The sequence below is a fragment of the Sphingobacterium zeae genome (genome assembly GCF_030818895.1).
GTDB lineage: Bacteria > Bacteroidota > Bacteroidia > Sphingobacteriales > Sphingobacteriaceae > Sphingobacterium > Sphingobacterium zeae.
Window position 1 is genome coordinate 3,272,479 of record NZ_JAUTBA010000001.1, and the last position, 14,680, is coordinate 3,287,158.

Consider the following 14,680-nt stretch of genomic DNA (forward strand, 5'->3'; position numbering starts at 1 on the left):
AAACAATTAAACAAAATAATGAAAGATACATTGCATCAGCACGCATTAAAAGCACTTGCCGAAGACAATTATGCCGTGGCAGCGAAATTTTGGCTGGACGGCTATGCTCTTCCCCATAATTTGGAGGAACTTCATGAATTATTTTACCATATCGATAACCTCAATAAGGCAAGCATTGACCCTAATCTATGTGCCATATTGGGTCTTATAGCACTCGACTATAATGAAATATTTGAATCCAACAGGGAGATAGCTTTAGAAAAATGCTTAGACTGGGCTATTGGTGGGCTTAAAATTGATCCTCACCATTACCACTGTTGCCGGAATGCTGGATCTGCGTTGTACTGGCTTGAAGACTGGGATGGGGCTTTGCATTATTACGAAAGATCCTGTCAATTACGATCGTCTCCGGTGTTAGAGGTCCGCATCTTCCGAATAATGAATAGACACAATGCCTATCCGGATTTTTCGCAACTTCGTCCTTCTGTGGATTCGCAATCAGCTATGGAATTATACAACGCCGGGGTTGAAATCGATTATGTTCTCAGGCAATATGCCGGAATGTCCGAAGTCGAGAACCTACGACTCACCGAACTAAAAATAGAATTGTACACCCAAGCTTATCAACTTTTTAGAACCGTAGTTTTTACCGAGCAGACAAACAGTCTTAATTACGATCCACATACCTTCGCCATGTGCTGTAATAATCTTGCTCGGGAACTCAATTTCAAAGAAGCATATCAAGATGCTGTCACCATTGTCAACGAGGGCATAGCGCAAAGCAAATTTATGGTGATTCTTCTCAATAGAATGTACATTTATATGTGCGCTGGTATGCCCAAAAATGCCATTATGGATGGTGAAGAGCTTTTGCAAGAATATGTTGAAGAAATGGACGTTATTACCATAATTAGCACTATTGATGGGATATGTCTTAGTCACTCGGATATGGGTCAATACAAGGAAATGCTGTACTGGGCCGACCAAGGACTTGAATACTACCAATCGGTAAATCCAAGTGACCCGATCCTTCAAGATGAGGAAATTGTACGCTGTGTGACCAATTTTTACATATCGAAATCCAAAGCTGCGTCAATGCTTGGCTTAGATGTTGATAATTCGGCGGATTCCGAACAGGCTGACTCCTTACTGGAAAATATGCCTGACAATCCGAGTTTGATGATAAGCAGAGGAGAATCGTTTTTAAGGGATAAACAATGGGAAAAGGCGTTGGAGTGTTATAATCAGGCAGTACATTTCGGGCTAGAAAAAGGAATGGCAAGATCTGTTCAGGTTGCATTGTACAACCGAGGATATGTTTTAGAAGTGCATATGAAAGATAGTGAATCAGCTCTTAAAAGTTTTGAGCAGAGCATTGGGCATGGCAACACAGATTTTTGGTGTTATTACTGGGCCGTACACAGTGCATACCACTTGACAGAAAATGAAAAAACTGTGCATTACGGTACATTAGCAATCTCCATGCTGCCGGAGCAGCAAGAAATTACAGATGACATCGCGGCAGAACTATATGAACATATCGGTACATCGCTGATTGATATCGGACACTATACAGAGGCAGTGAAAAACCTTCAAATTTCGCTTGAACTTTGCTATAATCGTATCGCAGAAGATAACTTAAAAATCGCACGGGCAAACGCCAAAGAGCCAGGCTTTTTTAGAAAATTTTTCGGATAATAGCAAAATTTCAGTTTTATAAATTTACTATCGCTTATGGAGAATGCAATCATCAGGAAAATAGAAAAATCGGACAACGATGCGCTTTCAAAACTTATCAGAGCTGTTTTTGAAGAGCACAACGCACCAAAAGAAGGGACTGTTTATTCCGATCCTACCACTTCAGACTTATATGCACTTTTTAGCAAAGAAGACGCCGTGCTTTGGGTAGGTGAGGTAGATGGCGTCCTAGCGGGCTGTTGCGGGATTTATCCCACCGCTGGATTGCCGCCCTACTGCGCAGAGCTGGTTAAGTTCTACCTCAATCCAGTGTTCAGGGGGATGGGGCTTGGTAAAGCGTTAATGAATAAAAGTATAGAAAGCGCAAAGCGTCTAGGCTACAATAAAATCTATCTTGAGAGCTTTCCAGAGTTTTCAAATGCGATAAAAATGTATCAAAATATGGGCTTCAGATTACTTCAAAAGCCATTAGGGAATTCTGGACATCATGCTTGTTCAATATGGATGCTTCGTTGTGAAGAACCTACGAGTATTTAGGCTTTGTAAGCAATCAGCCAAGTGCTTAGGTATGGTAATTGTTAGAAAATAATGTGTAAGTATCTTTAAAAAACCAACTTCATTTGTATGGCTTTAAAAAAATTGGGCATAGTTTCGTTTACAGTTTTATCGTTTGTATTGCTTTGTGGATGCATAAAGAATAAACAGGCCATTCAATTGAAAAAAATTATAGACGAGAAGGAGGGTCAGACAACTGCTATTTTGATTGGCGAAAAAGGTATGGAATCTGCTAAACTGAACTATTTGATCGAAGGTGATTATGACAGAGCCCTATTAGTTGTCGATCAACAGGAAACAGCTTTCAATGTTATCCTTAAAGATTTAAAAAATGTAAATGTTGTGGGTATAAAAAAAGGTAAAGAGCTCCAGCAAGCTGAGATTGATTATTATACGGCGCTTAAAAAGCTATATCTCTTCTCGAAAAAAGAAGTTGAGCAGCAAAAGAAAATAGAGCAGGAAAAAAACGAAAAGAAATTCAGGATTGCCATCGATGAAAGATATAAACTTGCTTTGGATAAACAACGCTTATATCAGTTAGTTTACGAAGCGGATGATAAAAGGAATCGTATAAAGAAGCAATTTGAAGTTGAAAATAGTCTTTAAAAATTTCAATTTTCCCTAATATTCTAGCCTTTTTCAATTTTGCGGCTACCGCCATCAATCTTAATAGTCTCTTTCCAAAAGGACATCGCCTAAATATCATAAATAAAAAGCTACATTTGTGCAGTTAATTTTGATAATCTCGCAATATAATTATGGCTGATCTTACATCTTTCAATGAGCAAAAAAGGCTGGAAGCTCTCCATTCTTATGATATCCTCGATACAGACGCAGAAGGTGATTTTGATGATCTCACCCAATTGGCTGCAGCAATCTGTGATACGCCGATTTCGCTGATAAGCTTTGTCGATAAAGATAGACAATGGTTTAAATCTCATCACGGTCTGGATGAGAGACAAACTGACCGTTGCCATTCGTTCTGTTCGCATGCAATACAGAATCCAGCGCACCTCATGCAGGTTGAAGATGCTCAAAATGATCAGCGTTTTCAAGATAATCCGCTGGTTACAGGAAGTCCTGATATCCGTTTCTATGCAGGAATTCCACTTTTGGACAGCGATGGATATGCTTTAGGCTCACTATGCGTGATTGATAATAAGCCGAAAATTTTAAATGAAAGTCAGCAGAAAGCACTTCGGACGATTGGCAACCAGGTCATCGACAAATTATTGCTCCGTAAGAATAATAAAAAGTTGCTGTTAGCCAACAAAAATCTTATGGAAAGCAATATTAAATTAAAAGCAACTGAAGAGAGATTAAAAGAAAGTGAGAAGCGTCTGAAGGCAGCTATATCTGCAGCCAATCTCGCGACCTGGCAAATGGACTTCCATAACAGACAACTATCTCCATCGCCCAGAATGAAAGAGCTCTTTGATTTCAATGCCGATGAACCGATGTCCTGCGAGGATGCTGTAAATCAGATTGCAGAGTCGCATCGGCAGCAAGTCATCGATAGTATATATTCATCCTTTTCAAAAGTTGAACCGACCGAATTTGAGTTTCCAATTATTGGTTTCCATGATAAAAAAATAAAGTGGCTGTGTGCAAATGTGCAAAGCTATCAAGATATGGAAAGTCCAAATATTTCATATTTATCCGGGACAATTGCTGATATTACCGAAAGAAAACTTGATGAACAGCGTCGCACGGATATTGTCGGAATGGTCAGTCATGAATTGCGGAATCCATTAACAGCCATAAAAGCTTATGCTGATCTGGTTAACAGATTAGCTAAGAAAGCCGAAGATGGATTCTTATCGGATAAGATGTCTAAAATCGACAGCCAGGTAAAGAGGATGGAAACTTTAATCAATGGATTTCTGGATGTGGCTCGTCTTGGCGAAGGAAAAATCATGCTGGAAAAGTCTAAGTTCGACCTCGCCAATCTGATAAATGATACAGAAATTGATTCCTTGGAGAAGATTACTTCTCACAAGATTATTTTTGAACCCGCTGAAATATGCATTATAGAGGCAGATCGAAATAAGATTGAACAAGTGGTGGTCAATTTCATTAATAATGCTGTAAAGTATTCTCCCGATGAATCTGTGATTACCGTGAACTGCTGCATACAAGCTGGGTTTGTTACCCTAAGTGTGAAGGATCAGGGAATGGGAATACCCTTAAAATATCGTCCATTCATTTTTGACCGATTTTTCAGAGTTGAAAGTGATGCCATGAAAAATAAAAAAGGATTCGGTATGGGGCTTTATATTTGCAAGGAAATCATTGAAAGACATAACGGGCAAATAGGTATGCAGAGCAATGAGGATGTTGGTACCACATTTTGGTTTAGATTGCCTGTCGCTCTGGCATCAGCCTAATAAATTTATATTTTTAAATAGGAGCTGAGGCACAATATGCTTTTTCTTAAATTTATAAGGATTATCAGCTATCTTTTTTGCCTTTTTTTTGAATTAAGGTATGCCTTTTACAAACCAATCAATAAATGAGATCTTCTTATCGAGCAAAGCCGCTTCCAGCGCGTAGTTTATAGTGCTAAAAACAAAAATGCCACGAATAGCGATTATTCGTGGCATTTTTACAATTTGGCGGAAAGGGAGGGATTCGAACCCTCGATACAGTCATCCCGTATACAGTCTTTCCAGGACTGCTCATTCGACCACTCTGACACCTTTCCGTGTTTCAGTGCACAAATGTAGCAAATTTTTAAGTTATTGCAACTTTATTCGTACTATTTACCGGTCGATTTATTATATGCTATTGACACTAAGCGTATTGTTTTTATTTTTTTTGGAATAAAACTTATTGCTTATTTTTCGGGATGACAAATAATTATTTCGACATCAAACGTGAACTTCTCGATACAGCCCTAAAACGCACCGAAGATCGTATTTCCATGATAGCATCTGCTTTGGAGACAGCAAGGGATTCGAGTACCGACGACACCAAAAGTAGCGCTGGAGACAAATATGAAACATCACGTGAAATGATTCAACAGGATATCAATCGCTACCAAAAGCAACTTCTCGAAGCGAATAAAGATTTACAACAACTCCTCCATATAGAAGCTGCATTGAATAGTGACACCGACGTTGCTCGAGTAGGGACCCTCGTTCAAACCAATGTTGGCCTTTACTTTATCGCAACAAGTATTGGAGCAGTGAAAATAGGAGATAGTAATATTTTCATCATCTCGCCGCTAGCGCCCATCGGACAGCTACTTATCGGGAAGAAAATAGGAGATAGTTTTGTATTTAACAACATCGACCAAAAAGTGAGCGCAATTTATTAGGTATCCAAAAAGCTGAAATATTAAACAATAGTGCGCTTCATCTGTTCTTATAAAGTACAGATATGACGAATGACATGAAACTAAATAAATTACTTTTAACCCTATCAGTTGGAGCTTTATCCTTTATTCAAGCTTGTAGATCGCCCGAATCGGACGAAAAACTTAAATCAACAATCCAGGCGGCCTTAGAAACTACGCCTGGTATCGAGGTAAATGTGGAGGAAGGAAATGTTACCCTGGATGGACAGATAGGTTCCGACTCGCTTAAACAGAACATAGAAGACAAAACGAAGATGGCAGGTGGGGAAAATATAAAATCCATCCATAACAATATCGTGGTAAACCTACCTGAGCCTGAAGATGCGCGTGAGAAATATCATGAAATTATTGGTGGGGCGGTGGATTCTACTTTGACAAGAGATGTCAACTTGGTTCTGGCAGATTTTCCGACGATTACAGCGCAAGTGAAAGAGGGAATTATTGTTGCGACTGGTAACCTTGAAAAGTCAAAAATAGATACACTGAAGAAACGATTGGAACATATCAAACCGAAAGGCATTGATATGAAAGGTGTGATTAGCCGTTAAGATTTAAAAAGATAAGCTCCCCATCTTGCAATAGGGAGCTTTATCTCTTGTTCATATGTTTATTCTGTTACTAAGTTAAACATTTTCGATCAAATCGCGTATCGCAACCGATGCAATTGCCCCACCAAACGCAGCAGGCAGATACGACATGGTACCATAAGCTGATTTCTTAAAATTACTCCCATCGGTATATAGCAAAGAATCCTTATTTGGCAACTCGGTTGAGAAGGCTACTTTAACGCCATCCCGAATACCATGTTTGCGCAATTTCTTACGAATATGCTGGGCCAATTTACAGTTATAAGACTTACCGATATCTGCAATTTTTATTTTAGTGGGATCCACTTTACCTCCTGCACCCATTGAACTGACAAAAGGAATATTCGCTTCCAACGCTCTTCGAATAAAAAATAGCTTCGGCGTAATACTATCAATGGCTTCCACACAGTAGTCTGGTGCCAGTTCTAATAATGCAGGTATCTTTTCCGGGATGATAAAATCCTGTATCACCGTCAGATCCAATTCAGGATTGATCGCTAACAATCGTTGACGCATAATTTCCGCTTTCGCTTCGCCATGATTGGTCGCTAAGGCTGGAAGTTGTCTATTACGGTTGGATGGATCTACTGTGTCGCCATCAATAATGGTCATCTTCCCGACACCTGCGCGGCATATAAATTCCGCAGCAAATGATCCTACACCGCCTAAACCCAAAATCATCACATGTGAATTCGCTAATTTCTCGACCGCCGCTCTACCAATCAGCGCTTCGGTACGTGACAGCCAACTTAAATCTTTCATCTATTTAATCTGTTTTATATCATCATGATGCCCGACTATCTTCTGTCCAAAAGGAATAACCAAAGTAAGCTGGTTCATCTATTAAATACTGCTTTGTAATTGTGGTACAAAATCTCTTTTAATTCATCCAATTCAATTGATCTAACTTGTGCCACATAGCGATAAATTGCCGCAATTTCTACGGTCCGATCGGTATCGGTTTCTAAAAATAAATGCCTCAGTGGGACATCTATCAAAACTTTATCCTGGCTTCCATTTAAACAATGTTTGCCAATGGATAAATAATAACCTTGATCGACCAATTGTTCCGCCAAGGTCTCATTTTTACGGTAGCCATGAAAAACAACAGGACCTTTGAAATTTGCGCTCTTTAAACTGGCTATAACCTCTTGAAAAGCGCGTACACAGTGGATGATCAATGGTTTCTGATATTTCTTGGCTATGCAAACCTGCTGATCAAAAACCACTTGCTGTTCGTTGAGAGAAATGCTTATAGTTTTGTCCATACCGCATTCACCTATGGCTAAAACCTGCGACAGGCCTGACGCATCCTCCATCAGCTCTAATTCGCGTTGTGCATCCCCATCGATATACCAGGGGTGTAGACCGATTGAACAATCCGCCTGAGTAATACGCTCGGAATGGTTCAATGCGATATTCTTTATAGAATAAACCGCATCCGATTCGACCGGATAATTCCGATGCGTATGAATATCGATATAGGGAATCTGTGTTGCCAACGGCACAAAGGTCGAAAAAATACTTGAAGCAAAAAATATTCCCTACAAAATTAGTATAGTTTTATTCCTTCAAGCTAGCCCCTAAGGCCTTCAGGATCGCAGACGCCTTCAAAAGACATTCTTGATATTCTTGTTCCGCAACGGCCTGGTTGGTCACCGCTCCACCAGTATGAAAAGACAGGTATTGTGTTTTTGCATTGTAAAGCAATGAACGAATAACGACGTTGAAATCGAATTCATCGCGAACAGTATCAAAGTAACCGATAGATCCTGCATAGATGCCGCGCTTCCGAGCTTCAACTTGATCACATATCTGCATCGCAGCAATTTTAGGAGCCCCTGTCATGGAGCCTGCTGGGAAGGTATTCCGAAAGACATCCACGTTAGCGACCTGTGGCGACTGCATGCAGGTAATGGTCGAAATCATCTGATGCACTTGCTCAAAAGACTGGATTTCAAAAAGCCGTGTAGCTTCAACTGTTCCAGGCAACGCACTTCTTGTCAGATCATTGCGAACCAAGTCGACGATCATTACGTTTTCAGCAATCTCTTTCTTAGATCTCAACATATCCGCTATAATCTGTTGGTCTTCTCGTGGATTTGCCCCCCTTTTTGCCGTCCCTTTAATAGGTTGTGAAATCAGCTTTCCGAGTCGCTTCGCTAAAAATCGCTCTGGCGAAGCACTCATGATAAAATGATGTCCAACCTTAAAAAATGCACTGAAAGGAGTAGGCGATATGGTATTCAATCGATGATAAAGTTCAACAGGGGAAACATCAACATTTTCAGCAAAAAATTCCTGACAAAGATTTACTTCATAGATGTCCCCACGCTGAATATGTGCCTGTACATTTTCAAAAGCATTCAGATATGCTCTTTTCGTCCAGCGCGATTTTACCTCCAACGCCATTGGAAATGCCTCAGGAATCTGCGTATCAGAAATAGCTTGGTAAATTTCAACAGGATTCTCTGCTTCTATATGTACCTGCTCAGCAGTCCATCGAAGCGTAATGGCGGGCACAAAAAAATAAGCTTCTGGAAACTCGAGCTGATCCATCCCTGTGGTCTGTAATTCTTCAATCTCATTCTTAAGGTCGTAGGAAAGAAATCCAGGTATAAATTCAGATCGATGTAATTTCAAAAAAGCATCGAGCCCGTCAAATACATTTTTATTGGCACGGAACGAAAACAACGCCTTGACGGCTAATATTTGCTCAAATTTGCCCCATTGATCGGACATCCCATTACTATTAAAGAAAGAAATTTCATCAAATTGCCCCGACCAGTGCAGGGCTTTTTGATGAAATTTATCTTTAGAATCGAGAAGATCAAAACTTTCGATCCGCATAGTTTATTTTGACAATGCTAACGTTTGTTTACGATCAGGACCTACCGATAGGATTGTAATCGGCACTTCAAGAGCTTTCTCTAAATAAGAAATATAATTTTTTAATGCTTCAGGAATTTCTCCTTCAGACGTTATGCCTGTCAAATCTTGTTTCCAGCCCTCGATTTCTTCTAAAATAGGCTCCGCTTGATGTGTGATAATCTCATAAGGCATATAATCAATCACTTCACCGTTATATTTATAGTGCGTACAAGCGTAGATTTTGTCGAAGGTATCCAACACATCAGCCTTCATCATAATCAAGTCTGTAACGCCATTCAACATAATCGCATACTTCAACGCTGGAATATCAATCCAACCCGTACGGCGGGCGCGGCCTGTAGTGGCTCCGAATTCATGCCCCAGTTGACGTAACTTTTCACCGGTCTCGTCATGAAGTTCAGTAGGGAAGGGACCGCCACCCACACGGGTAGCGTAGGCTTTAAAGATACCGTATACTTTACCAATTTTATTTGGCGCGATACCAAGTCCTGTACATGCTCCAGCTGTCGTGGTGTTGGAAGAAGTAACGAATGGGTAAGAACCAAAATCAACGTCTAATAACGTACCTTGTGCTCCCTCAGCCAATACACGTTTACCTTCTTTCAAATATTGATTCACCAAATGTTCTGAATCGACATGTGGGATAGACTTAATGAATTCGATAGCATCTAAAAATGCTTGTTCCTTTTCACTAAAATCAGGTATATCACCATAATGTGAAAGAATATTCAGATGCTTTTCTTTCAGCTTTTGGTAACGCTCTTGAAAATCAGGAAGTGTCGTATCACCTACACGTAAACCATTTCTACCGGTTTTGTCCATGTAAGTTGGACCAATACCTTTTAGCGTAGATCCAATTTTTCCTGCACCCATATTTGATTCTGAGGCAGCATCCAATAATTGGTGTGTCGGCAGAATAAGGTGTGCTTTGCGCGCTAGTACCAAATTGCCTTTACCCACCGGATCAAAACCAGCTGTCTTTAGATTGTCTAACTCTCTTTTTAAGATAATCGGATCGATAACGACACCATTACCTATAAGATTTAGTGTACCTTCATTGAAGATACCAGATGGAATTGTGTTGAGTACGAATTTCTTGTTATCGAATTCCAACGTGTGTCCGGCGTTAGGGCCGCCTTGGAAACGAGCGATCAAATCGTATTTTGGACAAAATACGTCTACGATTTTACCTTTACCCTCGTCACCCCATTGTAAGCCCAAAAGCACATCAACTTGCATAGCTTTTAAAGTATAGTAATTAAATGTTATTAATAAAAATAGACTCTATTTAAAAATAAAATGTTCAGGAATTTTTCTCCTGAACATTCCTGAACAAATGTACTATTATATTTAAGAAAATATAAGATTAATTTGAAATAGCTGTGTGCACTACAGCCTCATCTTTTTTGTTCTTAAGTTGACAGTCTTGACACACACCATACAAATTGAGCGAGTGGTGCTTAATGTCAAATTTTAAAAGATCTCCCATCAGGCTCTGAATTTGGTTGATACGGGGATCACAAAACTCAACAACCTTATTGCACTCAATGCAGATCACGTGATCGTGCTGTTTGAAACCATAAGATTTTTCAAATTGCGCCATGTTCCTGCCAAACTGGTGCTTTGTAACCAGGTCGCAAGACACCAAAAGTTCTAGGGTATTATAAACTGTAGCACGACTGACACGGTATTTTTTGTTCTTCATATGAATATATAAAGACTCTACATCAAAGTGGTCGGTACGTGAATAAATCTCTTCCAGGATCGCATAGCGCTCTGGTGTTTTTCTTAGATTTTTGTTTTCTAAGTAGGCCTCGAAGATTTTTTTTACAGTTGCAAAATTTTCAGCTTGATTCATAGTAAAAATATTCTTGTACAAATTTACCAATTAGGATTGATATTTCCGCTATTAAAAATAGGGGCAAGGTAAGTGCTTAAACGCGATTTCGAATCCAAATGCTAAAGATTAGTTTTCCGATTCATACCGATTAACACCTGTTATCCCTCTAACCTGCTTCAAATTTCTCATTAAACTTTCAAGTTGAGCAGTATCATTCACATAAACCATAATATTACCATCAAAAATACCGTCATTACTTGAAATTGACAACGATCGGATATTGACCGTAAACTCTTGGGAAATCACCGTTGTTAGCTTATTTACCAATCCAACATCATCGATACCAACAATATGTAAACCCGTCAAAAATGCAGAATCTTTTGTGGAGGCCCATCGCGCTTTTAAAATTCGATAACCGTAATTTGCCATCAATTTTGAAGCATTGGGACAGCTCGTACGGTGAATTTTTATGCCGTCATTGACCGTTAAAAAACCAAAAATATCATCACCAGGAATTGGATTACAACAGGGGGCCAAAGTATAGTCCACCTTTTGCATATCATCACCAATCAAAATCGTATCGAATTCCTTCTTATTGATCTTTTCGACCAATCCACCAATATGGGAGTTAAATTGGTTGCCAGAAGAGTTATTTACATTGACTTCGGCGGCCTTTTCGTGAGCAACATACTCTCGTAATTGCCTCATATCCACTATTCCCTTGGCAACATTGTAGAACAGATCTTGTGAACTGGGATACTTTAGAAAATTGGCAATTTTATTAATATTGTCTGTGTTGTACGTTACTTTAAGTGATTTTAACTTACGCTCCAATATCTCTTTTCCGTCCTCGGCAACTCTGCGCTTTTCTTCTTTCAGGGAAGACCTAATTTTAGATTTGGCTTTTGCAGTGACAACAAAATTTAACCAATCTTCCTTAGGAGACTGCTTGCTCGATGTAATAATCTCGACCTGATCACCATTTTGTAGAATATGACTCAAAGGGACCAGTTTGTGGTTTACTTTAGCGCCAATACAGCTTGCCCCAATATCGGAGTGAATTTCAAATGCAAAATCTAAAGCCGTGGCATTGTTGGGCAGTTGTATCAGCGTCCCTTTCGGAGTGAAGATAAAAATCTCATCCGAAAACAGATTCATTTTAAAGTCATCCACAAAATCCATGGCATTCTGATCCGGACTACTTAAGACATCGCGCACCTTTTTGATCCATTGATCCAATCCAGAATCAGAATTTGATTCTTTGTATTTCCAATGCGCAGCAAACCCTTTTTCGGCAATTTCATTCATGCGTTTGGTACGAATTTGGACTTCCACCCACTGCCCTCTGGGCCCCATTACTGTGGTATGCAACGACTCATACCCATTTCCTTTTGGCGAGGAAATCCAATCCCTAAGCCGGTCGGGGTTAGGACGATACAAATCTGTGACGATGGAGTACACTTTCCAACACTCGGTCTTTTCCTTCTCATCCACGGCATCGATCACAATACGTATCGCAAACAGGTCATAAACTTCTTCAAATGGAATGGACTTTTTCCGCATCTTATTCCAAATGGAATGAATTGATTTGGGGCGACCAAATACCGAAGCTTTGATTCCCTGTTCCTGCAATATCTCCTTGATGGGATCGATAAAATCACCTATAAACCGCTCACGCTCCGCTTTTTTCTCATTCAGTTTTCGTGCGATAAATTTATAAGTATCCGGATCGGTATATTTCATCGAGAGATCTTCCAATTCCGATTTTATGGCATAAAGTCCCAGACGATGGGCGAGGGGAGCATACAGGTAACTGGTCTCCGAGGCAATCTTCAACTGCTTATCCCGAGCCATAAATTCCATCGTGCGCATGTTATGCAACCTATCTGCCAATTTGATCAGAATGACACGAACATCGTCTGCAAGCGTGAGCAACATTTTCCTAAAATTCTCTGCCTGCATGGAACTATTTGGATCAAAAATTCCCGAAATTTTAGTCAGTCCATCGATAATGCGACGAACTTTTTTACCAAACATTTCTTCAATTTCATCCAATGTTACATTGGTATCTTCAACTACATCGTGGAGCAACGCACACACAATAGATGTTGTCCCTAAACCGATCTCTTCGGCCGCGATCTGGGCAACAGCAATTGGATGAAAGATATAAGGCTCTCCTGATTTGCGTCGCATTTCCTTATGGCTATCCAATGCCAAGTCAAATGCCTTGCGAATCTCCTGCTTATCCCCACGCTGTAAAGTTGGCTTACAGGCGCGTAACAATGCACGGTAACGTTTCCTTATCTCTTTGTTTTCTGCTTCAATATCAATCACATAATCTTTCATAAACGTTGCAGGTAAATGATGTTTTTTGAGTAAATTTGTGTAATTTAGTTAATGTATTCTTGAACACTATTTTTCAAGCTAACTTATTTTGTAATAAATCTACCAAAATATTATAGCATTGACAAATTAAAAAGCGTTATATAATTGCCCAGATGAAGACAATTTTGTTTTGTTTGCTTTTTCTAACAGGGACTTTGTCCAGCCGGGCACAGTCGCAATCGCTTACGCTCCCTCTTTATGGAGAAGGAGCGCAGGAGACCGTAAATAGCTATATGACGACAACATTGCCAACGGGTGAAATACTACCGTGGTTTCCTATACCAACGGTCACCGTGGTCGCCAAGAGGACCTGGTCAAGTGAAGAAGCGCGCAGGGAATACCTCCGCTTTAGAAGAAATGTCCTGAAGGTTCTACCTTATGCAATCTATGCGCAAAAAAGATATGATCAACTCGATAGAGAACTTGCTTTGACGGCGGACAAAAAAGAACACAAAGCCCTAGTGGAGAAGTGTGAAAATGATGTCAAACAGATGTTTGATCGAGAAATCAAAAATATGACGATTTCTCAAGGCAAAATACTTATTAAATTGATCGATCGGTATACCGGGCATACCGGTTACGAAATGGTAAAGGAAATGAAAGGCGGCATTTCGGCATTTTTCTACCAGGGAGTGGCGAAAATATTTGGACACAACCTAAAGTCGACGTATGACCCCAAAGAAGATTTTGCTATTGAAAATATTATAAGGGAATTCGAAAAATCGAGACCTCAGCCTGTTATGTAACCCAGTAAAAGAAAACCAGATGAAAACAGTATATGACTTTGATGCGCTTCAGTTTAATGGTAAAAAAAAGTCCCTCCCAGATTTTGAAGGGAAAGTGCTGCTCATCGTCAATACCGCTAGTCAATGTCTACTGACCAGGCAGTTTAAATCGCTCGAAAAACTATATCAGAAATACAAAGACCAAGGTTTCGAAATCCTGGCATTTCCAGCAAATAATTTCCGAAATCAGGAACCATTAACTGGTAGTACGCTCGAAACATTCTGCCGGATCAATCAGCAGGTGAGTTTCCCAATTTTTAAACGCAGCCATGTTGTTGGTGCGTATACTTCTCCGCTATACCGATTTCTCTCCAATAAACAGGAAAATGGACGTATAAACAGCAAACCTTCTTGGAATTTCCACAAATACCTCATCAACAAAAAGGGAGAGGTCATAGATTTCTATTATCCGATTACTTCGCCATTATCACGTAAAATTTGCCACAATATCGAACGTCTTTTACAAGAGTGATCTTTAAACTGCTTACCTTTGCAACTGCTTCCTATAGCTTATTCTAAACGGCAACACTATACATCGTTGAAACGGGATGATTTTACTATCAAAAGGGAAGATAAATTA

14 protein-coding genes and 1 tRNA gene are annotated in these 14,680 nt (G+C 39.8%); 8 read left to right on the forward strand and 7 right to left on the reverse strand.

The annotated features are described in order from the left end of the window. Positions 1–18 precede the first annotated feature (18 nt). From QE382_RS13710 to QE382_RS13725, 4 genes are all read left to right on the forward strand, one after another. A complete protein-coding gene (locus QE382_RS13710; protein WP_307186395.1) occupies positions 19–1,698 on the forward strand; it encodes a tetratricopeptide repeat protein in 1,680 nt (559 codons plus the stop codon). A gap of 36 nt (positions 1,699–1,734) precedes the next feature. After that, positions 1,735–2,235: a GNAT family N-acetyltransferase gene (locus QE382_RS13715; protein WP_307186396.1), complete on the forward strand. Its 501-nt coding sequence runs from the start codon at positions 1,735–1,737 to the stop codon at positions 2,233–2,235. Between the two features lie 87 nt (positions 2,236–2,322). Then, positions 2,323–2,859, forward strand: a complete 537-nt coding sequence (locus tag QE382_RS13720) for a hypothetical protein (protein ID WP_307186397.1) — start codon at positions 2,323–2,325, stop codon at positions 2,857–2,859. Between the two features lie 152 nt (positions 2,860–3,011). Continuing rightward, positions 3,012–4,640, forward strand: coding sequence for a sensor histidine kinase (locus QE382_RS13725; RefSeq protein ID WP_307186398.1), 1,629 nt, complete (start codon positions 3,012–3,014; stop codon positions 4,638–4,640). A 226-nt stretch (positions 4,641–4,866) separates the two neighbouring features. On the opposite strand, the gene QE382_RS13730 is transcribed toward QE382_RS13725, so the two are convergent. Then, a tRNA-Ser gene (locus QE382_RS13730) sits at positions 4,867–4,957 on the reverse strand. A 144-nt stretch (positions 4,958–5,101) separates the two neighbouring features. Here QE382_RS13730 and QE382_RS13735 point away from each other — a divergent pair. Next, on the forward strand, positions 5,102–5,572 hold the full coding sequence (locus tag QE382_RS13735; RefSeq protein ID WP_307186399.1) for a hypothetical protein: 471 nt from the start codon (positions 5,102–5,104) through the stop codon (positions 5,570–5,572). A 74-nt stretch (positions 5,573–5,646) separates the two neighbouring features. Continuing rightward, on the forward strand, positions 5,647–6,159 hold the full coding sequence (locus QE382_RS13740) for a BON domain-containing protein (RefSeq protein ID WP_307186400.1): 513 nt from the start codon (positions 5,647–5,649) through the stop codon (positions 6,157–6,159). Positions 6,160–6,234: 75 nt separating this feature from the next. Here the strand turns inward: QE382_RS13740 and QE382_RS13745 are convergent, their stop codons facing one another. The 6 genes from QE382_RS13745 to QE382_RS13770 form a co-directional block, all read right to left on the reverse strand. Then, the gene (locus QE382_RS13745; protein ID WP_293957436.1) at positions 6,235–6,960 is read right to left on the reverse strand and encodes a tRNA threonylcarbamoyladenosine dehydratase; all 726 of its coding nucleotides are present in this window, start codon (positions 6,958–6,960) and stop codon (positions 6,235–6,237) included. A gap of 74 nt (positions 6,961–7,034) precedes the next feature. Next, positions 7,035–7,700, reverse strand: coding sequence for a TatD family hydrolase (locus QE382_RS13750; RefSeq protein ID WP_307186401.1), 666 nt, complete (start codon positions 7,698–7,700; stop codon positions 7,035–7,037). 61 nt (positions 7,701–7,761) lie between these two features. Next, a complete protein-coding gene (locus QE382_RS13755; protein ID WP_307186402.1) occupies positions 7,762–9,048 on the reverse strand; it encodes an anthranilate synthase component I family protein in 1,287 nt (428 codons plus the stop codon). A 3-nt stretch (positions 9,049–9,051) separates the two neighbouring features. Then, a complete protein-coding gene (locus QE382_RS13760) occupies positions 9,052–10,329 on the reverse strand; it encodes an adenylosuccinate synthase (protein ID WP_307186403.1) in 1,278 nt (425 codons plus the stop codon). A gap of 127 nt (positions 10,330–10,456) precedes the next feature. Continuing rightward, entirely contained in the window at positions 10,457–10,948 is a 492-nt protein-coding gene (locus QE382_RS13765) for a Fur family transcriptional regulator (RefSeq protein WP_307186404.1), read from the reverse strand. Positions 10,949–11,056: 108 nt separating this feature from the next. Continuing rightward, positions 11,057–13,276 carry a RelA/SpoT family protein gene (locus QE382_RS13770; protein ID WP_307186405.1) on the reverse strand — a complete coding sequence of 740 codons (2,220 nt, stop codon included), beginning with the start codon at positions 13,274–13,276 and terminating at the stop codon, positions 11,057–11,059. Between the two features lie 152 nt (positions 13,277–13,428). Between QE382_RS13770 and QE382_RS13775 the strand changes: the two genes are divergently transcribed. Both QE382_RS13775 and QE382_RS13780 read left to right on the forward strand, forming a co-directional pair. Continuing rightward, positions 13,429–14,061, forward strand: a complete 633-nt coding sequence (locus tag QE382_RS13775) for a DUF4294 domain-containing protein (protein WP_307186406.1) — start codon at positions 13,429–13,431, stop codon at positions 14,059–14,061. A 19-nt stretch (positions 14,062–14,080) separates the two neighbouring features. Then, a complete protein-coding gene (locus QE382_RS13780; RefSeq protein WP_307186407.1) occupies positions 14,081–14,572 on the forward strand; it encodes a glutathione peroxidase in 492 nt (163 codons plus the stop codon). Positions 14,573–14,680 lie beyond the last annotated feature (108 nt).